Origin of the sequence: Mycolicibacterium aichiense (assembly GCF_010726245.1) — a bacterium.
Lineage (GTDB): Bacteria > Actinomycetota > Actinomycetes > Mycobacteriales > Mycobacteriaceae > Mycobacterium > Mycobacterium aichiense.
Window position 1 is genome coordinate 1,987,278 of sequence record NZ_AP022561.1, and the last position, 24,474, is coordinate 2,011,751.

Genomic DNA, 24,474 nt, shown 5'->3' on the forward strand with positions numbered 1-24,474 from the left:
TTCTCAGTTGGCCAGCGACAACGTCACCGGACCGCCGTGTTCGTCGACGCCGTCGAGGATGCTCGACGGGACGCGGAACACCCGTCCTGGCGATGCAGGCCAGGGGAGGGTCTTGCGCCCGACGATCCTGCCATCCTGCCGGGCAACGACTTTCGGGATGCGGACCAGCCGATCAGTCCACAACAGAAGCCGGTGCCGGGCGGGCGCCGGATCGCCGGGACGCAGCAGGTTGGGGGCCACCCAGCGCAACGGCGCCTCGGCGTGGATCGGAACTCCTGCATCGGCGGGCCGGTTACCGGCGAGGTGGGCGCGGACCCGGTCGGCGACGTGGCGACCGTCGAGTGCGGCGATGTCGGCGGTGTCGACGGGGTGCAGCAGGTTGCCGATCGCGAAGACCCCGGGCCGGCTGGTACGCAGCGCCGTGTCCACGACGGGGCCGAGGGTTCCGGGATCGATGTCGAGGCCGGTGCTGCGGGCGAGCTCGTGATCGGGGATCCAGTCGCCGGTCAGGACGACGGTGTCGCAGTCGACGATGCGCCGATGCCCGGTGTCGAGGTTCTCGACCTCCACACCGGTGACTGTCGGCTTGCCGATGATCCGCACCACCCGGGTGCGTGTGGCGATCTGCAGTCCCAGCAGCGGTGACCGGCCGGCGAGGTTGAACACGCCGTAGGACTCCGGTGAGGGGTATTCGGTTGTCATCAGGGCGGTGTGGCAGCCGACGTGTTTGAGGGTGAGCACCGCCGAGTAACTGACCAGCTCGGCGCCGACCACAACAGCTCGCCGGCCGACGCTGCGGTGCTTGAGATGCACCGCGTTCTGCAACAGGCCGGTGGTGTAGACGCCCGCCCCGCGGTCGCCGGGAATCAGCCGGGCCGGGCGCGGACGTTCACGGGCGCCGGTGGCCAGCACGATGGCCCTGGCGGTGAGGTCGTAACGCCCCTGCGGAGAGGTGATCTCGAGTGTCTGATCGTCGGCCCAGCCGGTCACCATCGCGTTGGTGCGTATCGCCGCGCCGGCGGCGCGGGCATCCCGGGTGAGGCGCGCAGCGTAGGCGGGCCCGCTGATGAACGTCTTCCGGTCACGCATTCCGTAGCCCGGGTGATCGCTGTGTCGCGGGATCCCGCCGGCTTCTGATTCACGTTCCAGGACAACGATGTTCAGTGTGCTGTTGCGCGCCAGGTCGGCGGCGGCGGTCAGACCGGCGGGGCCGGCGCCGACGATCGCGACGTCGACCGTTTCGGTGGCGGTCATCAGTGCGTCCCCTGGTAGGTCTCACGGTCGAACAACGACTGAACTTCGGCGCCACAGAAGAACGCCTGGCAGCGACCGTTCATCACGCGGGTGCGTCGCCGCAGTCCGTCCACGGAGGTGGGTGGGATCACCGAATGGCAGGCGTCGCGAATCTCACCTTCGGTGACGCGTTCGCAGAAGCACACGATGCGCCCGTAGGCCGGGTCGGCGTCGATCGCCTCGGGCTGCTGGAAGGGGCGGGGGAATGCCTCGCCCAGATTCGGCATCCGCGGGGGAGGCGGCAGGTCCGTCTTCGGCACCAACGACAGGCCGGCGTCGGCGAGTTGGTCACGCACATATTCGGCCACGGCCATACCGGCGGTCAGACCGGTGGAGCGGATGCCGCCGACGAGCAGGTAGCGCTGAGTCGGGTCGGCCTCGATCAGATAGTCGCCGTGGTCGATGGCCGCACGGAGGCCGGAGTAGGTGGCGGTGACTTCCTCCTCGAGAAGGCGTGGCATCAGCGCCTTGCCCTTGCCCAGCAGGAATTCGAAGCCGGCTTCGGAGGTGCCGGTGGCGGTGCGGTCCTGCAGATCTTCGGACGTGGGTCCCAGCATGACGTTGCCGTAGATGGTCGGACTGACGAGCACGCCCTTGCCGCGTGCGGTCGGCACCGGCAACACGATCTTGTCCACCAACGCGCGGGCGAGCTTGTCGTAGACGATGAGTTCACCGCGGCGCGGGGTGACCGTGAACCGGTGATGGCCGAACAGGGCGTCGACGCGATCAGCGCCGAGTCCCGCTGCGTTGACGATCCACCGCGCGGTGACCTCTCCGCCGCCGGTGTGAACGGTGGTGGCCTGCGCTCCGACGTCGACACCGTCGACCCGGTGGTCGGTCAGCAGCACGGTCCCGCGGTTGACGGCATCGGTGGCCAGGGCGAGGTTCACCGTCCACGTGCAGATGATGGATTCGTCGGGGACGGTCAAGCCACCGAGCGCGCCCGGTCCGAGGTTCGGGATATCGGCGTAAACCGCCGCGGCGTCGATGATCTCGCAGCCGTGGTAACCGTTGTCTTCGGCCTTCTTCCGCAAGCCGGGCAGGGCGTCGAGTTGCTCCTGGTCCCAGGCCACCAGGATGGCACCGGTGCGTTCGATCGGGATGCCCGTATGCGTGGCGTAGTCGGAGAGCAGGTGGTAGCCGCGGTGCACCATCGTCGACTCGAGCGTGCCGGGTTTGGCGTCGAAGCCGGTGTGCAGGATCGCGGTGTTGGCTTTACTGGTGCCGTCGCCGACGTCGCTGCGGGCTTCTATGAGCGCGACCGAGAGTTGGTGGCCGGACAGTTCACGGGCGATCGCCGATCCGACGATGCCCGCGCCTATGACGACGACGTCGTAGGCGGTGGGGGTGGTCATCACATCTCCTGGGAGGGGTAGGTGGTGGCGGCGAGTTCACGCCACCGATCACGAAATTCGTCGGCCCGGTGTCCCGTCCAATTCGGTTGGTAGGTCGCCGAAGGCGCCCAGTCCGCAACGACCTCGGGCAGAGACTGCTTCGGAGACTGGCTCAGCCGGGCCAGCGCCGCCGCACCGAGTGCGGTGGCATGGGCGGACGGATAGACCTCGACAGGCACCTGCAGGATGTCGGCGCACGCCTGCATCAGGACCGTGGACTGAGTCAGTCCACCGTCGGCGCGCAGCGTGGTCAGCGGAGTCGTGGTGTCGGCATTGATGGCGGTGACCAACTCGGCTATCTGAGCGGCGATGCCCTGCAGGACGGCCAGCACCAGATGTCCGCGGTCGGTCGACAACGTCATCCCCGAAATCGACGCCTTCGCTTGAGATTTCCACCACGGTGCGGCCAGCCCGGCCAGTGCGGGCACACACAGCACCCCGTTGCTATCCGGGGCCGCGATACCGTCCATCTCCTCGGCGCCGCCGACGATGCCGAGCGAGCTGAGCCAGCGGACGGCTGACGCCGCGGTGTACACCTGGCCGTCGACGCAGAACGTGTCGCGGCCCCCGAGCCGCCAGGCCACCGAGGAGGTCAACCCGGTCGTGGAGCGCACGCCGGTGGTCCCGGTGTTGGCCAACAGGAACGCACCGGTGCCGAAGGTGCACTTGGCCATACCCGGCTCGAAGCAAGCCTCGGCCAGCAGTGCTGCCTGCTGATCGACGACAATCCCGCCGACCGGAATATCGCCGCCGAATACTGTTGTCGTGCCGATGGTTTCGTCGTTGCCGACAATGTCGGGCAGGCGCTCGCCGTCGAGCCCGAACAGCGCCAGCAACTCGTGACTCCAGTCCTTGGCGCCCAGATCGACCGCCAGTGACCGGCTGGCGGTGGTGGCGTCGGTGACGAACTCTCCGGTCAACTGGTGCAGCAGCCAGGTGTCCGAGGTGGTCACCACGCCGGCGGTCTCGACGTTGCGACGCAGCCACGCCATCTTCGGTGCGGAGAAGTACGGATCGAGTACCAGTCCCGTTCGGGCGGCGACCATCTCGCTCCACTCGCCCAGGGCCGCGCACAGCGGTTCGGCGCGGCGGTCCTGCCACACGATCGCGGGGGTCAAGGCACGGCCGGTGTCGGGATCCCACGCCAACACCGTCTCGCCCTGATTGGCCAACGAGACCGCGTCGATCGGGCGGTTCGCCTGGGCCAGCGCCCCGCGCCCGGCGGACAGGACCGACTCCAGCAATTCGTCCGGGTCCTGTTCGACGCCACCGCCGTCCAGATAGCGCGGATGCACCGCGACCTCGGCCAGGCCCACCACACCCTCGACCGCGTCGACGACGATGGCCTTGGTGCCCGACGTGCCCTGGTCGATGGCCAGCACGGTCATCGTGGCACGTCCTCGGCGACTTCCCGTGCGCCGGCCGCGCTGTCGAGTTCGGCATCGATGGAACGCAATTCGGGCATCTTCAGTCCGTCGCGACCGCGGGTGCTCAACAGGTAACCCAGGTAGACCGCACCGATCGCCACCATCACCAGGACATAGAGCCACGGCTGCCGGAACGAGGCGTCGCGGAACAACGACAGCGCGAACACCAGCCACGCGACCGCCACGACGATGATCGGGATCTCCCACCGGCCGAGGCTGAAGGCATCGCTCTGCGGCAGCTGACGCCGCTTGGCGATATAGAGCGCCACGGTGATGGTGTAGATGACCGCCGGCAGTAGGGTCGCCGCGGAGAACAGGATGAACAGCGCGTCGGTACTGGTGGAGAAGATGCCGAGGATCACCGCCGAGATGGTGGTCATCGCGATGGTGGCGTTCAACGGGGTCTTGGTGCGGGGAGACACCTTGTGCAGGGCCTGCCATCCCGGGAAGCGCTGATCACGCGACATCGCCCAGGTCAGGCGCACACCGCTCATCACGATCACCAGCCCGCAGGCGAAGATCGCGATCGCGACCAGGATCAGCAGGGCGGTGCCGACGAATGAGCCGAGGATGTCGCGGATGACGTCGGCGATCGGAGTTCCCGACTCGGCCAGAGTCGTCGGATCGTTGACGGCGGCGGTCACCACCAGCAGGAACAGGAAGCCCAGCACGCCGGAGGCCAACACGGCCTGCCACATCGCCCGTGGCACAACAACTTCCGGCCGTTTGGTCTCCTCGGCCAGGTTGGCGGCTGATTCGAAGCCGACAATGGTGAACGCGCCGAGAAGGAAGCCCAGCATCCAGGGGCCGGCGGCGGTCGCGGTGCCGAAGTTCCAGTAACCCTCGGCCGGGATGTCGCCGCGGGAGAACAAGTTGCCCGCCGACAGTTTGTGGGTGATGACACCCACGATGAACAGCAGGACGACCAGCGCCACCATGCCGATCAGTTCAGCACTGACCGCGAAGTTGTTCACCCGTTCGGTCCACTTGGTCGAGACCGCGACCAGGAGACCCTGCAACAGCAGGACGGCGGCGGTGATCAAGAACGACGTCAACGCCGTGCCGGTGAAGTCGAACAACGCCGGAACCACGGTCGCGGCGACGGTGTAGTCGACCGCGACGGCCACGATGGCCAGGAAGGTGAACGAGATCCAGCCGGTGATCCACCCCAGGATGGGGTTGGCCAGCCGCGACACCCATTGGTAGGCGTAACCGGTCACCGGAATCCGGGCGGCCAGCGCACCGAGCAGCAGGGCGACCGCCAGCTGGCCGACGATCACGATGGGCCAGGTCCAGATGCCCAGTGGGCCGGAACTTTTCAGCACGCTGCCGTAGGTGGTGAAGATGCCGGTGGCAATCGAGACGAAGGCGAATGCCACTGCAAAGGAGGCGAATCGCCCGGTGGAGCGCTCGAGGGTGTCGGTATAGGTGCCCTCGGGAATGACCTGCGAGATGCCCTGGGAAACGATTCGCCCGGGTGGCGGTGTGGAAGAATGCGTCACTGGATCGGTCTTTCTGACTCTGAGTGTTTCGGATATGAGGCTCGGTCCCGCGGGCGGCGCTGCAACGCCGCCCGCACCCATGTGGGGGGACCGATTCAGGCAGTGGCTGCGGCCGGTGGCCGCGCTGACAAGACCACACCTCCCGTCTCGTCGAAGGCTGCCGCGACAGCCGCGTCGGTGCTCTGGTCGGTGATCAGGCCGTCGACCGCGCTGAGGTCACACACGCGGTGCGGTGCGACCTGGCCGAGCTTGGACGAGTCGGCCAGGATGTAACTCCGCGCGCTGTTGGCGATGATGGTGCGCCGGACGTCGATCTCGTCGAGATGGAAATCGGTGAGACCCGAGCGGGCGTCGACCCCGCCGGAGCCGATCATGGCGATGTCGGGATAGATGTCGGCGAAAAAGGCTTTGGTGTGGGCGTTCGAGCAGGCCAGGTCGCCGGGGCGGACTCGGCCGCCGGCCAGCAGCACCTGGATGCCGGGACGGTCGGCCAACTCGACGGCCACCGGCAGTGACGGGGTGACGATCGTGCCGGTGAATCCGCGCGGGATCGCCCGGGCGACGGCGACCGCCGTCGTGCCGATGTCCAGGACCACGGTCTGACCGTTCTCCATCAGTCCCACAGCGACTTTCGCGATTTGAGCCTTCGCCTGATGCCGGATGACCGACCGTTCCGTGAACGACGGTTCCATCGCTCGGCGCTGGTCGACGGCGGCGGCACCGCCATGCACCCGGCGGATCACGCCACGCTCCTCCAACAGCGCGAGATCGCGGCGTACGGTCTCCGCCGAGACGCCCAGCCGGCGGACCAGGTCATCTGTGCTGACGGCGTGGCCGGAGCTGGTGACGGCCTCCACGATTGCTTCTTGGCGCGCGACGGGCAGCATCTCAACTGACCGATTTTGTGGATTTTTGACCGCGCATGACTGCAAGTGTGGAGTGTTGTGTGCATCACGTCAAGCCGAGCGCACGACGCAGCGAGCCGCTGTGACGACTGTGCGGTTCTATTCGCGACGCGCCGTGGTCAGCGGATGAGACCGCACAGTCAGGGAAACGGGGGGCGTCAGTGCCGGCGCGACGGCGGCCAGGGCGGCTCGCCGCACAATGCCAGCAGGGCGTTCTCGATCACTTCGGGCAGAGCCGGGTGGATCCAGTACTGGCCACGGCCCATCTCCTGGCCGGGCAGCCCGAAGCTCATCGCCTGGATCAGCGGCTGGATCAACGAGGAGGCCTGGTGCCCCATGATGTGGGCGCCCAGGATCTTGCCGCTGTCCTGCTCGACGATGATCTTGGCGAACCCGGTGTTGTCCTCCATCGCCCAGCCGTAGGCCACGTCGGAGTAGTCCTGCACCTTGACGTTGATCTTGTATCCGGCTGCACGGGCTTCGTTTTCGGTCAGCCCGACCGAGGCGATCTGAGGATCGGTGAAGACCGCCGACGGCACGAAGCGGTGATCGGAGTACATCAGCGCGTCGGTGTCGTCCCAGTCCTGCAGCAGGTTGTGCCGCACCACCCGGGCCTCGTGGTTGGCGACGTGCTTGAGCTGATAGTGCGACGACACATCGCCGAGGGCGAAAATGCCTCGCGCCGTTGTGCGTTGGTAGTCGTCGACCTTGACCAGACCGTTCTCGTCGAGCTCGACGCCGGCCAGGTGCAGGTCCATCAGGTCGCCATTCGGCGTGCGGCCGGTGGCCACCAGTACCGCGTCGGCGTGCACCTGCGATCCGTCGTCGAGTTCGACGACGGTCTGGGACCCGTCCACATGCGCCCCGGTCATGTTGCGGTGACTGCGGATCTCCCACTTCTTGCCGGCGATGTCGGTGTAGCGCTCGCAGATCGTGTCGTCGCAGTGCGACAGCATCGCGGCACCGCGGATGACGATGGTCACCCGGCTGCCCAATGCCGAGAAGACGTGCGCGAATTCGGCCGCGACGAACCCGCCGCCGATGATCACCAGATGGTCGGGTAGCTCGGGGATACGCATGATCGTGTCGCTGGTGTGGACATCGACGCCGCAACCGGCGATCGCGTCGGGCACCATCGCCCGCGCACCCGCGGCGATCACCACCTGCGAGGCGGTGAACTCGTCACCGGCATCGGTCCGCAGCCGGTAGTCGTCGCCGTCGCGGCCGGTGAACCGGGTGTGACTGTCGTAGACCGTCACGTCCGGCGAGGAACGCCGATAGTTCTCCCCACCGGCCGCCAGCGGGTCGATCCGGCCGAACACGCGCGAGACGATGTCGGTCCAGCGCACGCCGTCGATGTGGGCGTCGACGCCGAATCGGGCGGCGTCGCGCACGGTCTGGGCCACCTCGGCGGCGTAGACGAACATCTTGGTCGGGATGCACCCCACGTTCAGGCAGGTGCCGCCGAAGACGCCCTGCTCGCAGATTGCGATCTTCTTGCCGCTGAACCGCTCGTCGAGGATCGTATTGCCCGAACCTGTCCCGATGATCGCAATATCGAAGTGCTCCAACAACTTCCCCTTATCCCTGACCTGCGGCCGACGCGGCGGTGTGGTGTGCGAGATAGAAATCCAGCCAGCCCGACAGCTCGTCGTAGGCTTCGGCGCGGGGCTCGGCCAACGACAAGAACACGTCGTGCTTGGCGTCGCGGATCGGCACCACTGTCGTACGGTTCCCGATACAGCCCGCCCAGCGCGCGATCTGCCTGACGTCGAGCACCGCGTCGCCCCGCTGCATAGCTGCCGCGTCCGCGCTCTCGGTGACGCTGTGATCAGAACGCAAGATCAGGTTCGGCACGCCGACGTCCAGACCGCGGTGCAGCGTGGCGTGCCCGCGGCGGATCGCGTGGATCCAGCCGAACGTCACCGGGAAGCCGCCCAGCGGCTTCCACTGAAGGTTGTAGTCGAACTCACCGTGGTAGTCGCGGTGCAGCGTCAGCCCGTAGCCGCCCTTGCTGGTGCCGCGCACCACCCGCGTCTTGCGAACCCGCGACATCGCACCGATCGCCGTCGAGGTCAGCCGCGTGCGCAGGATCGCGGGCCCGTGCAGGTCCAGCCACGGGCTGTTGAGCACGAGGCCGCCGACGGACAGCGCCGCGGTCGCGGAACGCCGCCGCACCCGGTTGAGCCACAACGACACGATCAGGCCGCCGGCCGAGTGGCCGTAGACCAGGATCGTCGTGCCGGGATTCTCGGTCGCGATCACCGCCACCGCCCGCTCCAACTCACGGTCGTAACGGGCCAGGTCGGTGGTGAAGTGCGGGGTCTGACCGTCACGCCAGGACCGCCCGCACTTGTGTTGGTCGAGGGCGTAGAACCGGAACCCGGCGCCGGTGAAGTGGTCGGCCAGGTCGGTGTTGAAGAAATAGTCGGTGAATCCGTGCACCGCCAGCACGGTGTGGGGGGCGGCTTTGGCGTCCGCCCGGCGCACCAGAGTGGCGAACAGATCGCCCTCACCGTCGGGGTCCGGGCCCAGCGCCATCGTGGCCTGTTGGTAGCCGGAAAGGACGTCGTCAACCCATTCGGCCTGCCGTGGCGTCACAGCCCCTACCCTAGCTGTGAGCAATGCGGGGTGTGGTGCTGGCGACTCTCGCGAATAAGTCGGTGTCGGGCGGGATAACCTGACTGTCTATACAGCTGTCACAAGTAAAGGACGACGATCCGGTGTCAGATACCACCAAGACCGATGTCGTACTGGTCGGTGCGGGAATCATGAGCGCGACGCTGGGCGCCCTGCTGCGGCTCGTCCAGCCGGACTGGTCGATCACGCTGGTCGAACGCCTCGACGCCGCGGCCGCCGAGAGCTCCGATCCGTGGAACAACGCGGGCACCGGGCACTCCGCGCTGTGCGAACTGAACTACACGCCGGAAAAGGCCGACGGCACCATCGACATCGCCAAGGCCATCACCGTCAACGAGCAGTTCCAGGTCACTCGCCAGTTCTGGAGCTACGCCCACGAGAACGGCATCCTGCCCGACGTCCGTAGCTTCTTGAACCCCATCCCGCACGTCAGCTTCGTGCAGGGGGCCGAGCACGTCGACTACCTCCGGCGTCGCCGCGAGACCCTGGTGCGCAACCCGTTGTTCGCCACGATGGAGTTCATCGACGACCGTGACGAGTTCGCCCGCCGGCTGCCGTTGATGGCCAAGGGCCGCGATTTCTCCGAGCCGGTCGGCCTCAACTGGACGCAGGACGGCACCGACGTGGACTTCGGTTCGCTGACCCGTCAGCTGCTCTCCTTCGGCACCGAGCGTGGGATGAGCACACTGTTCGGCCACGACGTCCTCGATCTGCACAAGGAGTCCGGCGGCGGCTGGACGGTCAAGATCCACAACCGGCGGACCGGGCAGAAGCGCAAGCTGTCGGCGAAGTTCGTGTTCGTCGGAGCCGGCGGAGGCGCGCTGCCGCTGCTGCAGAAGGCCGGCATCCCCGAGGCCAAGGGCTTCGGTGGCTTCCCGGTCAGCGGCCAGTGGCTGCGCACCGGCGACCCGGAACTGGCCGCCGCGCACCAGGCCAAGGTCTACGGACTGCCCCCGCTGGGTGCGCCGCCGATGTCGGTGCCGCACTTGGACACCCGCGTGATCAACGGGCGTTCGTGGCTGCTGTTCGGCCCGTTCGCCGGGTGGTCGCCGAAGTTCCTCAAGGAAGGCAAGGTCACCGACCTGCCGCTGTCGGTGAAGCCCAACAACCTCGCCTCGATGATCGGCGTCGGGCTCACCGAGATGGGCCTGCTGAAGTACCTGATCGGCCAGCTGGCCCTCAGCGAGGCCGACCGGGTGGACAATCTCCGCGAATTCGCGCCCACCGCAAGGGATTCCGACTGGGAGCTGGATATCGCCGGCCAGCGGGTTCAGGTCATCCGCCGCGACTCGAAGAAGCTCGGTGTCCTCGAGTTCGGCACCACGGTGCTGGCCGCGGCCGACGGCTCGATTGCCGGCCTGCTCGGTGCCTCGCCGGGCGCCTCCACCGCGGTCCCGGCGATGATCGAGGTTCTCGAACGGTGCTTCGCCGACCACTACCAGGGCTGGCTGCCCAAGCTCAAGGAGATGGTCCCGTCGCTGGGCGTCAAGCTGTCGGAGAATCCGGACCTGTTCGGCGAGGTGTGGGCGCACGGCACCAAGGTGCTCGGGTTGGAGAGCGGAACCCACGCCGGCCACGCCGCGCGGGCCGCCGGCCCCGACAGCACGCCGGTCGCGTCGGATTCCGGTGACCCGGAACCTGCGGGAGTGGTGTGACGGTCGCCTTGCGTCGCTCCTGGGCCAAGGACCTCGACGCGGCGACCCTCTATGAGCTGTTGAAGCTCAGGGTCGAGGTGTTCGTCGTCGAACAGGCTTGTCCCTACCCGGAACTCGACGGCCGCGACCTGCTTGCCGAGACCCGGCATTTCTGGCTGGAGCAACCCGACGGCACGGTGATCGCGACGCTGCGCTTGATGGAAGAGCACGCCGGGGGAGAGAAGGCATTCCGCATCGGCCGGGTGTGCACACAGCGGGTGGCCCGCGGTCAGGGCCACACCACCCGGCTGATGCAGGCCGCGCTGGCTGATGTCGGCGATCACGCCTGCCGGATCAACGCCCAGACCTACCTGGTCGACATGTACGGCAACCACGGGTTCGTGGTCGACGGTGCCGAATTCGTCGAAGACGGCATCCCGCACGTTCCGATGTTGCGCCCGGCCGCACCGATTTTGACCGAGAAGCCGTGAGCGCGCCCGCTTTTCCGTTCAGTGCGATCGTCGGGCACGACCAGCTGCGCCTGGCGCTGATCCTGTGTTCGGTCCGCCCCGAGATCGGCGGGGTACTGATCCGCGGCGAGAAGGGCACCGCCAAGTCCACGGCGGTGCGCGCGCTGGCCGCGATCCTGGCCGAGGTGGATACCGGTGCCCGGCTCGTCGAGTTGCCGATCGGGGCGACCGAGGACCGGGTGGTCGGGTCGCTGGACCTGCAGAAGGTGCTTCGCGACGGCGAGCATGCCTTCTCGCCGGGCCTCCTGGCCCGCGCCCACGGCGGCGTCCTCTACGTCGACGAGGTCAACCTGCTGCACGACCACCTCGTCGACATCATGCTCGACGCCGCAGCGATGGGCCGCGTGCACATCGAACGTGACGGCATCTCCCATTCTCACGAGTCGCGTTTCGTGCTCATCGGAACCATGAATCCCGAAGAGGGCGAACTGCGTCCGCAACTCCTGGACCGGTTCGGGTTGACCGTCGACGTGCACGCCTCCCGCGATGTCGCGGTGCGCAGCGAGGTGATCCGCCAGCGGCTGGCCTACGAGGCCGATCCCGCCGGATTCGCCACCCTGCACGCGGGCGCGGACAGCGAGTTGGCCGCCCGGATCGCGGCCGCGCGAGCACGGGTGTCCGCGGTGGTGTTGCCCGATGCCGAACTGAACCGGATCGCGGCGCTGTGCGCCGCCTTCGACGTCGACGGCATGCGCGCCGACCTGGTGGTGGCACGCACCGCGGTGGCGCACGCGGCGTGGCGCGGTGCTCAGGCGGTGACGAGTGAGGACATTCGGGTGGCCGCCGAGCTGGCGTTGCCGCACCGCCGTCGCCGAGACCCGTTCGACGACCCGGGCCTGGATCCGGCCCAGCTCGACGAAGCGTTGGCCGCCACCGACCCCAGTCCCGAGCCGGAGTCCGAACCGGATCCGCCCGGTGGCGGGCAATCCGTCGATGGATCGTCGCAATCGTCTGCACCGCAAGGTAATTCCTCGTCGGCTCCCCGCCCGGCTGCACCGCCCGCTGCGACGTTTCGGACCCGGGCGCTGACCGTGCCCGGTGTGGGGGAGGGCAACCCGGGTAGGCGCTCGCGGGCCCGTAACCGCTCCGGAGCCGTCGTCACCGCTACCGATGCTCCCGAGCAGGGGCACGGCCTGCACCTGTTCGCCACCGTGCTGACCGCCGCGGGCAACCGCCGGCTGCGTCCGCAACCCGAGGACATCCGCCGCGCGATCCGGGTCGGCCGGGAAGGCAACCTGGTGATCTTCGTCGTCGACGCCTCCGGGTCGATGGCGGCGCGGGACCGGATGTCGGCAGTGTCGGGTGCGGCGCTGTCGCTGCTGCGGGACGCCTACCAACGCCGAGACAAGGTCGCCGTCATCACCTTCCGGCAGGACGGCGCACGGGAACTATTGCCGCCGACGACGTCGGCGCACATCGCCTCGCGGCGGCTGACCCGGTTCGACACCGGCGGCACCACGCCGCTGGCACAAGGACTGCTGGCAGCGCGTGACGTCGTGGTCCGTGAACGAGTGCGGGACCGCACCCGGCGCCCGCTGGTGGTTGTCCTGACCGATGGCCGGGCCACCGGCGGTCCGGATCCGTTGGGGCGCAGCCGTTCCGCGGCCCGCCGGCTGGTCGCCGAGGGTGCGGCGGCAGTGGTGGTGGACTGCGAGACGTCCTATGTCCGGCTGGGCTTGGCCGCCGATCTGGCCGAGCATCTGGAAGCCCCCCTGCTGCAACTGGAGCAGCTGCGCGCAGACTATCTCGCACAGGCCGTGCGCGGGGCCGCGTAAAACCCGCGTCAGCGTTCGGAAAGGTTCACGTCCATGCCGCAGGGTCAGCCGCTCACCGTGCCGAACGACGGGCTGACCACCCGGGCCCGCCGCAACACCCCGGTGCTGGCCGTGCACACCGGGCCCGGCAAAGGGAAATCCACCGCGGCGTTCGGAATGGCGTTGCGCGCGTGGAACGCCGGGATGAGCGTGGCGGTCTTCCAATTCGTCAAGAGTGCCAAATGGAAGGTCGGCGAGGAGTCGGCGTTCACCGCTCTGGGCCGGCTGCACGACGAGCAGGGCCTCGGCGGAGCGGTGGAATGGCACAAGATGGGCTCGGGCTGGTCCTGGACTCGGAAAGCCGGCTCCGCTGACGATCACGCCGGCGCTGCCGCCGAAGGGTGGACCGAGATCGCCGGGCGCCTCGCTGAACAGCGACACGACTTCTACGTCCTCGACGAGTTCACCTACCCGCTCAAGTGGGGCTGGGTCGACGTCGACGATGTGGTCGAGACGCTGCTGAACAGGCCCGGCGGCCAACACGTCGTGATCACCGGTCGTGATGCGCCGCAACGCCTTGTCGACGCAGCCGACCTGGTCACCGAGATGGCCAAGCTCAAACACCCGATGGACGCCGGCCGCAAGGGCCAGCGCGGTATTGAATGGTAGGCGTGGTGTCCATTCCTGCCGTCGTGATCGCCGCTCCCGCGTCGGGCAGCGGAAAGACCACCATCGCAACAGGTTTGATCGGTGCACTGCAGGCTGCCGGTCGGCGGGTCGCCCCGTTCAAAGTCGGTCCGGACTTCATCGACCCCGGCTATCACGCCGTGGCCGCAGGCCGGCCGGGCCGCAACCTCGATCCGGTTCTGGTGCCCGAGGAGCTGATCGGTCCGCTCTACCGGCACGGCAGCCGCGACGCCGACATCGCCGTGATCGAGGGTGTGATGGGTCTTTTCGACGGTCGCATCGACGAGCACCCGGTCACACCCGCGCGCGGCTCCACCGCCCATGTCGCCCAACTGCTCGGGGCTCCCGTCGTCCTGGTGGTGGACGTTCGCGGCCAGTCGCAGAGCATCGCGGCCGTGCTGCAGGGTTTTTCGACGTTTCACGCCGGTGTGCACATCGGTGGGGTGATTCTCAACCGGGTCGGCACGAACCGCCACGAACAGGTGTTGCGTCAAGCATGCGAGGCGGTCGGGGTGCCGGTGCTGGGGGCAATCCCGCGCCACGACGAGTTGGCGGTGCCGTCACGGCATCTGGGGCTGATCACCGCCGTCGAGCACGGTGAACAGGCCCGCGCCGCGGTCGCCGCGATGACCGAACTCGTCGCCCGCCACGTCGATCTGGCCGCCGTCGTCGCACTCGGTGCCTCGCGAGTGTCGGCGCAGGCGTGGGCACCCGAGGACGTGGTCGGCGAACCGAACATCGGGCGTCCGGTGGTCGCGATGGCCGCGGGCAAGGCCTTCAGCTTCGGCTACGCCGAACACCGCGAACTGTTGCGGGCCGCCGGTGCCGACGTCGTCGAGTTCGACCCGCTCACCGATACCCTGCCCGCGCGGGCCGCGGCACTGATCCTGCCGGGCGGTTTTCCCGAGCAGCATCTGGCCGATTTGTCGGCCAACACCGAATTGCGCGCCCAGATCCGCGAACTCGCCCGGCATGCACCCGTGCAGGCCGAATGCGGCGGGCTCGCGTATCTGATGGACGATCTGGACGGCCACCCGATGTGCGGGGTGCTGACCGGCTCTGCCCGGTTCACCCCGAGGCTGACACTGGGCTACCGGGAGGCCGTCGCGGTGGGTGATTCCTCCCTGCACCCCGCGGGTCAGCGCGTCGTCGGACACGAATTCCACCGCACCACAGCAGAATTCATTGAATCTCCCGAACCCGCCTGGGCGTTCCGGCGGCACGACGGACAGCCTGTGCAGGAGGGTGCGGTCCGCGCCGGGGTGCACGCGTCGTATCTGCACACCCACCCGGTCGCCCAACCGCACTCGGTCGCTCGATTTGTCGCGCACGCAACCTTGACTAGGCTGCCCCGGTGACCGAGAACGCCTACCTCGTCGGCTTACGCCTGAGCGGCAAGAAGGTCGTCGTGATCGGCGGCGGGACAGTCGCCCAGCGCCGGATTCCGCTGCTGATGGCCCGCGAGGCCGATGTGCACGTGATCGCGCGGGCCGCGACGCCGGCCGTCGAAGTACTGACCACCACCAGCCCCGGCATCACGCTGGAGTTGCGGGACTACCGCGACGGTGACCTCGAGGGCGCCTGGTACGCGATCGCCGCCACCGACGACCCGGCCGTGAACGCCGCCATCGTCGCCGAGGCGGATCGCAGGCAGATTTTCTGTGTTCGCGCCGACATCGCCCGCGAGGGCAGCGCCGTCACCCCGGCCTCGTTCGACCACGACGGGCTCCTCGTGGGTGTGCTGGCCGGTGGGGAGCACCGCCGGTCGGCCGCGATCCGCACGGCCATCCGGGAAGCCTTCCAGCAGGGACTGATCACTGCCGGAGCCCCCGACGACGTCACGCCCGGCAGCGTCGCCCTGGTCGGCGGCGGTCCCGGCGACCCCGAGCTGATCACCGTGCGCGGCCGCCGGCTGCTGGCCCGCGCCGACGTCGTCGTCGCCGACCGGTTGGCTCCGCCGGAACTGCTCGCCGAGCTCGGACCGCACGTGGAAGTCATCGACGCCGCAAAGATCCCGTACGGCCGGGCGATGGCTCAGGAAGCCATAAACAAAATCCTTATAGACCGCGCCCGAGAGGGGCGGTTCGTCGTGCGCTTCAAGGGCGGCGACCCGTTCGTGTTCGCCCGCGGATATGAGGAAGTTCTCGCCTGCGCGGAGGCCGGGATCCCGGTCACAGTCGTCCCTGGTGTGACCAGTGCCATATCGGTGCCCGCCATGGCCGGGGTGCCCGTCACCCACCGCGCCGTCAATCACGAATTCGTGGTGGTCAGCGGCCATTTGGCACCCGACCATCCGGAATCGTTAGTGAATTGGAATGCGCTGGCGCAATTGTCGGGAACGCTGGTTTTGTTGATGGCGGTCGAACGTATCGAATTGTTTGCCCAGGCATTGATGTCAGGCGGCCGACCTGCGGAAACACCAGTCCTGGTGGTGCAGCACGGCACCACGGCCGCCGAACGCACACTCCGGACCACACTGCGCGATGCGCCTGATCGGATTCGAACCGACGGTATTAGGCCCCCGGCAATCATCGTCATCGGCCCCGTTGCGGGCCTTCCCGAGGCTTTCGGCCTTTAAAGAATCCTTAAGATTACTGTAGGGTAGCTCGGTATGACGGCCCTCAACGACGCTGCGCGGGCGACCGCCAACAGTTCTGAGCGCGCGGTCCCGATGCGCCTCGAGCCGGCAGCACTTGCGAAGACCAACAAGTACATCCCGAGCTGGTTACCGTCTCGGCGGTTCTTCGCCGCGGTGACCGCCATCGGTGGCATGCAGTTGCTGGCCACCATGGACAGCACGGTCGCGATCGTCGCGCTGCCCAAGATCCAGGACGAGTTGGCGCTGTCCGATGCCGGCCGTAGCTGGGTCATCACCGCCTACGTGCTGACCTTCGGCGGGCTGATGCTGCTCGGCGGGCGGTTGGGCGACACCATCGGCCGCAAGCGCACGTTCATCGTCGGCGTCGCGCTGTTCACCATCGCCTCGGTCCTCTGTGGCGTCGCGTGGGACGAGGCGACGCTGGTGATCGCACGGCTGCTCCAAGGTGTCGGTGCCGCGATCGCCTCGCCGACCGGCCTGGCCCTGGTGGCCACCACCTTCCCGAAGGGTCCGGCGCGCAACGCCGCGACCGCGGTGTTCGCCGCGATGACGGGCATCGGCTCGGTGATGGGCCTGGTGGTCGGCGGCGCGCTGGTCGAGGCGTCCTGGCGGCTGGCGTTCCTGGTGAACGTGCCGATCGGCCTGCTGATGATCTATTTGGCTCGCAGGACCCTGCGCGAGACCCATCGCGAGCGCATGAAGATGGATGCCGCGGGCGCACTGCTGGCCACCCTCGGCTGCACCGCGGCGGTGTTCGGCTTCGCCCAGGCTCCGGAGAACGGGTGGCAGTCGCCCATCACGCTGGCCTCTGGCGTCACGGCCGTGCTGGCCTTCGTGGCGTTCGCATTCGTCGAGCGTCGCGCGGTCAACCCGGTGGTGCCGTTCACCCTGTTCCGCGACCGCAACCGGCTCGCGACGTTCGCGGCGGTCTTCCTCGCCGGTGGCGTGATGTTCACGCTGACGGTGCTGATCGGCCTGTACGTGCAGGACATCATGGGCTACAGCGCGCTGAAGGCCGGGATCGGCTTCATCCCGTTCGTGATCGCCCTCGGCATCGGCCTCGGCGCATCGTCGCAGTTGGTGTCGTACTTCCCGCCGCGGCTGTTGGTGATCGCCGGTGGTGTGCTGGTGCTCGGCGCGATGGTGTACGGCTCCACGCTCAACGGCGGTATCCCGTACTTCCCCAACCTGGTCCTGCCGATCACCGTCGGCGGCTTCGGCATTGGCATGATCGTCGTGCCGCTGACCGTGTCGGCCATCGCGGGTGTCGGCTTCGACCAGATCGGCCCGGTGTCGGCGATCGCGCTGATGCTGCAGAACCTCGGCGGACCCGTCGTGCTCGCCATCATCCAGGCCGTGATCACCTCACGCACCCTGTACTTGGGCGGCACCACCGGCCCGGTGAAGAAGATGAGCCCCGCGCAACTGCACGCCCTGGACCAGGGCTACACCTACGGCCTGCTGTGGGTCGCCGCCGTCGCGGTGATCGTGGGCGTGGTCGCGCTGTTCATCGGGTACACCGCTGCGCAGGTCGCGCACGCCCAGGAAGTCAAGGAAGCGATCGACGCGGGAGAGCTGTAACTCCGCGAGGGCTTACCGACGACCGCCCCGGCGGCCAGTAGGGTTGTGACCCATGTCTGGTGTGAGTGGTCGTCAGCCGACCGCCAGACCGCTTTCCTCCAGGGTGCTGGGGCTGGCGATCGTCGCGATCACCGGTATGCAGCTGATGTCCACGCTGGACGGCACGATCGTGATCGTCGCGCTGCCGCGGATGCAGGCCGAGCTCGGCCTGTCCGATGCCTCCAAGAGCTGGGTGATCACCGCCTACGTGCTTGCCTTCGGCGGCCTGCTGCTGCTCGGTGGCCGCGTCGGCGACGCCGTCGGTCACAAACGCGCGTTCATGTCCGGCGTCGGCGTGTTCACGATCGCGTCGCTGGCCTGCGGCCTGGCCAACGACCAGTGGACGCTGATCGTGGCCCGCGCCGTGCAGGGGATGGGCGCCGCGGTGGCCGCCCCGACCGGCCTGGCGTTGATCGCCACCACATACGCCGTCGGACATGCCCGCAATCAGGCACTGGCCGTCTCGGCCGCGATGCAGGGCCTGGGATCGGTTCTCGGCCTCGTCGCGGGCGGAGCGGTGACCGGCCTGTCCTGGCGGCTGGCCTTCCTGGTCAATGTGCCGATCGGAATCTTCATCATTGTCGTGGGTCTGACCCGGCTCGAGGAAACCCGGCACGAGAGGCTCAAGCTCGACATCACCGGCGCGCTGCTGGCCACCCTGGCGTGCACCTCGGCCGTGCTGGTCTTCACCCAGGGCCCGCCGCGCGGCTGGATCGATCCGTGGGTGATCGGCGCCGGTGTGGCTGCGGCGGTGTTCTTCATCTCGTTCCTGATCGTCGAGCGCGGTGCCGACAACCCGCTGGTGCCCTTCTCGATCTTCGACAATCGCAGCCGCGTCGCGTCTTTCGCGGCGTACTTCATGGCCGGCGGCGTGATGCTGACGCTGAGCGTGATGATCGGTCTGCTGGTCCAGGATGTGCTCGGGTACTCGCCGTTGCGCGCCGGGATCTGCTTCATGCCGTTCGCGGCGGCGTTCGTGGTGGGCAACGTCGCGGCCACCAAACTCGCGCTGCGGGTCGCGCCGCGGTGGGTGATCCTGGGCGGTGGTCTGCTCGTGCTGGCCGCCATGCTCTACGGGTCGACGCTGAATCGGTCGATCCCGTACTTCCCCGACCTGTTCGTCCCGATCGTCGTCGGCGGTCTGGGCATCGGCATCATCTCGGTGATCCTGCCGCTGTGCACGTTGGCCGGAGTCGGGCCACGCGAGATCGGCCCGGTCTCGTCGGTCACGCTGATGGTGTTCAACCTCGGCGGACCGCTGGTCCTGGTAATCGTCCAGGCGGTACAGACGTCGCGCACGCTGTACCTGGGTGGGACGACGGGGCCGGTCAAGTACATGACGCCGGCCCAGCTCGACGCGCTGGGCCAGGGGTACACCTATTCGCTGCTGTGGGTGGCCGGCATCGCCGTGCTGGTGGGGGTGGCCGCCCTCGGCATCGGGTTCTCGAGCCGCGACATCGCCGCCGCCCAGCACACCCGTGAGGCCGTCGAGGCCGGCGAGCTCTAGGAGCTGCGCGACGCCATCACTCCCCGTCGCTTCGCTCGCCCCCAAATCAGCCGATAGCCGCCGTAAACCGCCCCTGCGACAAGGAAATTCACGAAGTACGCCAGATCAGCGCCGTGCAGGGCGGTCGCCACCGGGCCGACGATCAGGTTCGTGTGCATGAACGGGATCGCCGCGGCGAACGCCACGAAGAACGCCGCCAGCGCCACGACGGCGTCGCGGCGGGGCGTGACCTCGTCGGCCGGGTTCACCGCATCACGGCCCGCGCTGCGGAACCGCCAGTCGATCGCCACGATCGCCACGAATGCCGGAATCCAGTAGCTGACGAACAGCAGCACACCCTGAAAGCGCGATGCCAGGTCGCCGGAGTGCAGCCACATGATGAGCGCGAACGCGATCAACACCACCACGACCGCCGACACCGGCCGCCGCACCCGCACCCCGACGGTCTGTAGCGCCAGTGAACCGCTGTAGTCGTTCATCGCATTGGAGGCCACCGACCCCAGCGCGATCACCAGCAGCGCCACCGCGCCCAGCACACCGCCGCCCATGATGTCGCGCACGCCCTGCGCAGTCTGATCGGTGAGCGTGCCTGCCGCGGCCACCCCGATCGCCTGCACGGCGATGTAGGCCACCGCCAGTCCGCCGAAGGTGTAGCCGAACACCGCCGTGCGGGAGGTGGTGACGGGCAGATACCGGCTGTAGTCCGAGGCGTAGCTGGCCCACGAGATCGCCAGGCTCAGCGCGATCGTGACCTCCAGCGCGAACGCCCCGGCCAGGTCGGCGCCGCCCAGAGTCGGCAGTGAGATCACCTGATGACCGCTGATCAGTTTCCACGCGAACACCGCGAACGTGACGATCAGCACGACCGTCATCACCGCCTGCACCCGGTGGATGACCTCGTAGCCGAAGACGCCGACCGCACCCTGGGCCGCCAGCACGATCACCACCGCCAGCCAGAACGGCATGCCCAGCAGTTCGGCCAGTGCCTCGCCGCCGAACAATCCGACCAGGCCGTCCCAGGCGATCGACGACAGCCACTGGATCACCGCCACCACGCCCACGGTGCCGCCAAATGCCATGCGCGCGTTGGGAAGTTGCGCGGTACCGGTGCGTGGTCCCCAGGTGGACAGATAAGCCACGGCCAGCGAACCGATCACCGTGCCGATCACCATCGCCAGCAGGCCCAGCCAGAAGCCCAGCCCGAGCACCACGGCCAGCGTGCCGGTGAACACCACTGTCATGTTCACCTGGGGGGCGAACCAGACGGTGAACAGCCGGCGCGCGCCGCCGTACCGGTTGCCCGGCGGGATCGGGGCGATCCCGTGGGTTTCGACTGCCATGTCGCCGACGTGCGACGGCATCCGGCCGGCGTAGGTCTGGGCGGCCAGCGAGGACCCGGCAGAACCTGCGGGCGACGATTCGGTTGTCACTCACCCACCCTAGAGCCGCGGGCTCACACCTCGATGGGTGGGTGCAGCCGCTCCATCGTGTATTGGCGGTTTCGCCGGGCAGCCCACGAGGTGGCCGTCAGTGATGCGGCGAGGACGCCGGACAGTACCGCCACCGCGATCCACAATCGGTGGTCTATCCCACCGTTGATGAGTTGGCGTAAACCGTTGACGGCGTAGGTCATCGGGTCTGCCGGGTGAATCACCTGGAAGGGTTTGGCGGTGGTCTCCACCGGATAGATCCCACCGGCCGACACCAGCTGCAGCATCAGGAACGCCAGCGTGACCACGCGCCCGACCGCCACGCCGAACACCGCGTTGAACGCCTGGATGATGCCGAGGAACGCGGCGATGACCAGGATCAGGAACGCCACCGTCGCCAGCGGATAGCGGGCCTTGAGCCCGACGCCGTAGTGCACCACGACGTACATGACCAACACCTGGCTCACCGCGACGAGAAGGGCAGGCCAGTACGACGCCAGGACCACGCGCAGCGCGCCGAGCCCGTTGATGATCGGCCGGGACTGCAACGGTGTCAGAAGCATCCAGATGATGAGCGCCCCGATGAACAGCGCAAGCGGCAGGAAGAACGGGGCGAACCCGGTGCCGAAGGTGGCCGCCGGGTTGTGTGTCTCCATGTCCAGATTCACCGGTGCGGCAACGGTTTTGGCGACCACCTGGCGCTGTTGCGGCGTCCACGACGGAACCTGCGTCGAGCCTTCGCGTAGCTTTCCGGCCAGCTCCTGGCTGCCGGCGCGCAACTGCCCGGTGCCGTCGGCCAGCCGCTGGGCGCCCGCCGCCAGTTGACGGCTGCCGTCGGTCAGCGCCACCAGCCCCGCGCTGAGCCGCTGCGTGCCGGAATCGAGCTGTTGGACACCGCCGCGCAGCTTCAGCACATCGGCGCGCAGGCTTCCGTCGACCGCCGCGGTGAGGAAGGTCCGCAACTTGCTGGTGGGGTCGCCCAACTCGTTTTCGAGCTGGGCTGCGCTGTCGCGCAGCCGGGCGAGCCCGTCGTCGGTCGCGGGATCGATGCCCTGGGCCCGCAGCAGTCGCTGGGCGCCGGCGAGGACTGTGCCGACGTCGCGCACCGTGGGGTCCGGGTTGTTCGACAGCGTGGCCACCGCCTGGTCGACCAGTGCTGCGGCCTGCCTCTGGTCGATGTTCAGTGCCGCTATCCGGTCGGAGGTCGATCGCACCGCCCCGCTGAGGTGCTCGGCGACCGCACCGACCTCGGCCGGATCCAGCCCCAACCCGTCGACCCGCTCCAGCACGTGCACCAACGGATCAGTTGCGGTGGTGACCGCTGCGTTCAATTGCTTTGTGCCGGTGGCCAGTTGGGCTGCACCGTCACGGGCGGTGGCCATGCTGGTGGCCAGGGTGGTCGAGCCTGCGGCGAGTTGATGGGCTCCCGCGTCGGCGGTGTCCAGCCCGGACGCCAGTCGGTCGGCGCCGTCGGCTGCGGCCTTGAGGCCGGCGCCGGCGTCGGTGAGCCCGGTCAGCACGGTGCCGACGGTCTGCTCGCCGACACTGGAATTGACCTGATTGATGACCTCCCGCGCGGCGTTCTGGCCGATGATGGAGCCGAGGTAGTTGTTGGCGTCGTTGAAGGTGAACTTCAGGCTGGCCGGGGTGGGCTCATTGCCCGAGGGTGAGGCGATGTCCGCGCTGAAATCGGTCGGGATCGTGATCGTGAAGTAGTAGGTGCCGTCGGCGAGCCCGCGGGCGGCGTCGGCCGCCGACGTCTCGTGCAGCTGCAGCTGGCCGGATTCTTTGAGCGCCTTGGCAACTTGATCCCCGGCCCGCAGGGGCTTGCCCTGAGCCTGCGCGCCACGATCCTCGTTGACCAGGGCGGCGGGAACCTTGTTGACCGCGGCGAACGGATTCCAGAACGCCCACAGGTACATCGCGCCGTACAGCAGTGGCATCAGGATGATGGTGATCAGGGCGATGCGGGGTAGGACGCCCCGGGAGTATCGCTTGAGGTCGGTGCCCAGTGACATTCCGGCGAGCATGGTCAACCCGTCCCTTTCTGGGATTCCGACAATTCGGCGCGGTCGGCGTTGGCGACCGGGATCTGTGACCGCACGTCGTGGCCGGCGACCCCGTTGACCGTCGCGGTGACGATCGTCTGTTCGCGGCCCAGATCGATCAGCCGCTCGATGAGCAGGTCCCGGTTGAGGTCGCTGGTGACGAAATCGAGGTTGCCGACGACCAGCAGCGGGGGGCGCTTGGTGTTGGCCAGCGCAATACGAAGCAGCAGGCGGTCGAGCTCGGAGAGCTCTTCGAAGTATTCGTCGAGGGGAGGCAGTGGAAGCGGGCCGAACACCGGCGCGCAGACGGTCGTCAGCTCCGCCGGGTCGGCCCTGCGCACGAGGCGGAACCACGGTGCGTCCCAACGCATTTGTTCAGTGATCAGATCGCGGACGGTGACCGACTCGGGAACGGTGTCGATCTCGTCGATACCCGCCAGGGCCGACTTGGCGAAGATGCTGCGGGCGTCGTCGGCGCCGAAGACGGTCAGCTCGCCGGACTGGGGTGCCATCCGTCCGGCGATCGTCATCAGCAGCGCCGTGCGTCCCGAGCCGGCCGGACACACCAGGACGTTGACGCCGCCGGCCGGCACCTCGAGGTCGACAGGACCATAGACCGGACCCCACGGGCCGCGCACCTTGATTCCTCGGGCGATGACAGCGGGTGGACCGGAGTCGTCACTGGGGCTGTCGGGCAATTCCGGTAACACTGCGCACCTCCCGCGTCGTGCGTGCCAGCACATCAGAACACGCCGCGGCGGTGCCGCGCGCGGAAAATTATGCACGCCCAGGGCGCGACCGGGCGAGATCGCTAGGCTGACCTCCGTGAGTGCGCCGGACCGGCCGAGCCGCCAGGACATCGCTGACGCGGTCACCGGCCTGGGCTGGCGGCTGGTGCTCGGTGCGATCTACGCCGAGGTGGCGGTGTCGTCGCTGGCCGACGCCGGTGAGGTGGCCGCTCTGGTGCTGGCCGCCGTCGGCGCGGACGGCCAGGGTCACGTGAGCATCGACATTCGGGCCGATCGAGTGGTGATTCGGCTGCAGTCTGCGGTCTCCGGGACGGTCACGAATGCGGATATCGCTCTGGCAGAAGCAATTTCATCGGCACTATCGGAGCGAAGCCTGCACCTTTCGCCGGGCTTCGTGCAGGCATTCGAGATCGCCATCGATGCGCTGGACATCAGCGCGGTCCGGCCGTTCTGGCAGGCGGTCACCGGTTACGTCGACGAGGTCGGGCCATCGGATCTGACCGACGGTCTGGTCGACCCGGCCGGGCGCGGTCCGGCGATCTGGTTTCAGCAGATGGATGCGCCGCGGCCACAGCGCAACCGCATCCACCTCGACATCGACGTGCCGCACGACGTGGCATCGTCGCGCGTCGCCGCGGCGCTCGCCGCTGGCGGGACGCTGCTGTCCGATCGCCGCGCGCCCGCGTTCTGGGTGCTGGCCGATCCGGAGGGCAACGAAGCCTGCATCTGCACCTGGCAGGGACGCGACTGAGGGC

The 24,474-nt window shown here is 68.2% G+C and carries 19 protein-coding genes; 9 read left to right on the forward strand and 10 right to left on the reverse strand.

Going from position 1 to position 24,474, the window contains the following annotated elements; genetic code table 11:
- Positions 1-3 precede the first annotated feature (3 nt).
- The 7 genes from G6N32_RS09610 to G6N32_RS09640 all read right to left on the reverse strand — a co-directional run bounded on the left by G6N32_RS09610 (position 4) and on the right by G6N32_RS09640 (position 9,122).
- Positions 4-1,254, reverse strand: a complete 1,251-nt coding sequence (locus G6N32_RS09610; protein ID WP_115319404.1) for an NAD(P)/FAD-dependent oxidoreductase — start codon at positions 1,252-1,254, stop codon at positions 4-6.
- Positions 1,254-2,648 (reverse strand): NAD(P)/FAD-dependent oxidoreductase, encoded by a 1,395-nt coding sequence (locus G6N32_RS09615; protein ID WP_115319405.1) that lies wholly within the window; start codon positions 2,646-2,648, stop codon positions 1,254-1,256. The genes G6N32_RS09610 and G6N32_RS09615 overlap by 1 nt, the downstream gene beginning before the upstream one ends.
- A complete protein-coding gene (locus G6N32_RS09620) occupies positions 2,648-4,075 on the reverse strand; it encodes an FGGY family carbohydrate kinase (RefSeq protein ID WP_115319406.1) in 1,428 nt (475 codons plus the stop codon). The genes G6N32_RS09615 and G6N32_RS09620 overlap by 1 nt, the downstream gene beginning before the upstream one ends.
- Positions 4,072-5,616 (reverse strand): amino acid permease, encoded by a 1,545-nt coding sequence (locus G6N32_RS09625; protein WP_410432602.1) that lies wholly within the window; start codon positions 5,614-5,616, stop codon positions 4,072-4,074. The genes G6N32_RS09620 and G6N32_RS09625 overlap by 4 nt, the downstream gene beginning before the upstream one ends.
- A 95-nt stretch (positions 5,617-5,711) precedes the next feature.
- Positions 5,712-6,503 (reverse strand): DeoR/GlpR family DNA-binding transcription regulator, encoded by a 792-nt coding sequence (locus G6N32_RS09630; RefSeq protein ID WP_115319408.1) that lies wholly within the window; start codon positions 6,501-6,503, stop codon positions 5,712-5,714.
- A gap of 176 nt (positions 6,504-6,679) precedes the next feature.
- A complete protein-coding gene (gene mtr / locus G6N32_RS09635) occupies positions 6,680-8,092 on the reverse strand; it encodes a mycothione reductase (protein WP_115319409.1) in 1,413 nt (470 codons plus the stop codon).
- Between the two features lie 10 nt (positions 8,093-8,102).
- On the reverse strand, positions 8,103-9,122 hold the full coding sequence (locus G6N32_RS09640; protein WP_115319410.1) for an alpha/beta hydrolase: 1,020 nt from the start codon (positions 9,120-9,122) through the stop codon (positions 8,103-8,105).
- Positions 9,123-9,244: 122 nt separating this feature from the next.
- Between G6N32_RS09640 and mqo the strand changes: the two genes are divergently transcribed.
- The 8 genes from mqo to G6N32_RS09680 are packed head-to-tail and all read left to right on the forward strand — an operon-like array spanning position 9,245 to position 19,492.
- A complete protein-coding gene (gene mqo / locus G6N32_RS09645; protein ID WP_115319411.1) occupies positions 9,245-10,816 on the forward strand; it encodes a malate dehydrogenase (quinone) in 1,572 nt (523 codons plus the stop codon).
- Entirely contained in the window at positions 10,813-11,286 is a 474-nt protein-coding gene (locus G6N32_RS09650; RefSeq protein ID WP_115319412.1) for a GNAT family N-acetyltransferase, read from the forward strand. Before mqo ends, G6N32_RS09650 begins: the two co-directional genes overlap by 4 nt.
- Positions 11,283-13,100 (forward strand): VWA domain-containing protein, encoded by a 1,818-nt coding sequence (locus G6N32_RS09655; protein WP_115319413.1) that lies wholly within the window; start codon positions 11,283-11,285, stop codon positions 13,098-13,100. Before G6N32_RS09650 ends, G6N32_RS09655 begins: the two co-directional genes overlap by 4 nt.
- A gap of 33 nt (positions 13,101-13,133) precedes the next feature.
- The gene (gene cobO, locus G6N32_RS09660) at positions 13,134-13,748 is read left to right on the forward strand and encodes a cob(I)yrinic acid a,c-diamide adenosyltransferase (protein ID WP_115319414.1); all 615 of its coding nucleotides are present in this window, start codon (positions 13,134-13,136) and stop codon (positions 13,746-13,748) included.
- Positions 13,742-15,124 (forward strand): cobyrinic acid a,c-diamide synthase CobB, encoded by a 1,383-nt coding sequence (locus tag G6N32_RS09665; protein ID WP_115319415.1) that lies wholly within the window; start codon positions 13,742-13,744, stop codon positions 15,122-15,124. The genes cobO and G6N32_RS09665 overlap by 7 nt, the downstream gene beginning before the upstream one ends.
- Positions 15,121-16,344, forward strand: coding sequence for a uroporphyrinogen-III C-methyltransferase (gene cobA, locus G6N32_RS09670; protein ID WP_115319416.1), 1,224 nt, complete (start codon positions 15,121-15,123; stop codon positions 16,342-16,344). Before G6N32_RS09665 ends, cobA begins: the two co-directional genes overlap by 4 nt.
- A gap of 33 nt (positions 16,345-16,377) precedes the next feature.
- Positions 16,378-17,946, forward strand: a complete 1,569-nt coding sequence (locus G6N32_RS09675; RefSeq protein WP_115319417.1) for an MFS transporter — start codon at positions 16,378-16,380, stop codon at positions 17,944-17,946.
- A 52-nt stretch (positions 17,947-17,998) separates the two neighbouring features.
- A complete protein-coding gene (locus G6N32_RS09680; protein WP_115319418.1) occupies positions 17,999-19,492 on the forward strand; it encodes an MFS transporter in 1,494 nt (497 codons plus the stop codon).
- Here G6N32_RS09680 and G6N32_RS09685 read toward each other — a convergent pair.
- The 3 genes from G6N32_RS09685 to G6N32_RS09695 form a co-directional block, all read right to left on the reverse strand.
- On the reverse strand, positions 19,489-20,853 hold the full coding sequence (locus G6N32_RS09685; protein ID WP_115321040.1) for a purine-cytosine permease family protein: 1,365 nt from the start codon (positions 20,851-20,853) through the stop codon (positions 19,489-19,491). The two genes, G6N32_RS09680 and G6N32_RS09685, sit on opposite strands and share 4 nt — an antisense overlap.
- Positions 20,854-20,945: 92 nt before the next feature.
- Positions 20,946-22,952, reverse strand: a complete 2,007-nt coding sequence (locus G6N32_RS09690) for a YhgE/Pip domain-containing protein (RefSeq protein ID WP_232077758.1) — start codon at positions 22,950-22,952, stop codon at positions 20,946-20,948.
- 2 nt (positions 22,953-22,954) lie between these two features.
- Positions 22,955-23,668, reverse strand: a complete 714-nt coding sequence (locus G6N32_RS09695) for an ATP-binding cassette domain-containing protein (RefSeq protein WP_172507276.1) — start codon at positions 23,666-23,668, stop codon at positions 22,955-22,957.
- 127 nt (positions 23,669-23,795) lie between these two features.
- Between G6N32_RS09695 and G6N32_RS09700 the strand changes: the two genes are divergently transcribed.
- Positions 23,796-24,470, forward strand: coding sequence for a 4a-hydroxytetrahydrobiopterin dehydratase family protein (locus G6N32_RS09700; RefSeq protein WP_232077583.1), 675 nt, complete (start codon positions 23,796-23,798; stop codon positions 24,468-24,470).
- Positions 24,471-24,474 lie beyond the last annotated feature (4 nt).

Bases quoted from the DNA above. Each gene is read 5' to 3' on its own strand.
- G6N32_RS09610 (WP_115319404.1), bottom strand. From the start codon at position 1,254: ATGACCGCCACCGAAACGGTCGACGTCGCGATCGTCGGCGCCGGCCCC.
- G6N32_RS09615 (WP_115319405.1), bottom strand. From the start codon at position 2,648: ATGACCACCCCCACCGCCTACGACGTCGTCGTCATAGGCGCGGGCATC.
- G6N32_RS09620 (WP_115319406.1), bottom strand. From the start codon at position 4,075: ATGACCGTGCTGGCCATCGACCAGGGCACGTCGGGCACCAAGGCCATC.
- G6N32_RS09630 (WP_115319408.1), bottom strand. From the start codon at position 6,503: ATGCTGCCCGTCGCGCGCCAAGAAGCAATCGTGGAGGCCGTCACCAGC.
- cobO (WP_115319414.1), top strand. From the start codon at position 13,134: ATGCCGCAGGGTCAGCCGCTCACCGTGCCGAACGACGGGCTGACCACC.
- G6N32_RS09665 (WP_115319415.1), top strand. From the start codon at position 13,742: ATGGTAGGCGTGGTGTCCATTCCTGCCGTCGTGATCGCCGCTCCCGCG.
- G6N32_RS09675 (WP_115319417.1), top strand. From the start codon at position 16,378: ATGACGGCCCTCAACGACGCTGCGCGGGCGACCGCCAACAGTTCTGAG.
- G6N32_RS09680 (WP_115319418.1), top strand. From the start codon at position 17,999: ATGTCTGGTGTGAGTGGTCGTCAGCCGACCGCCAGACCGCTTTCCTCC.
- G6N32_RS09685 (WP_115321040.1), bottom strand. From the start codon at position 20,853: ATGCCGTCGCACGTCGGCGACATGGCAGTCGAAACCCACGGGATCGCC.
- G6N32_RS09690 (WP_232077758.1), bottom strand. From the start codon at position 22,952: ATGCTCGCCGGAATGTCACTGGGCACCGACCTCAAGCGATACTCCCGG.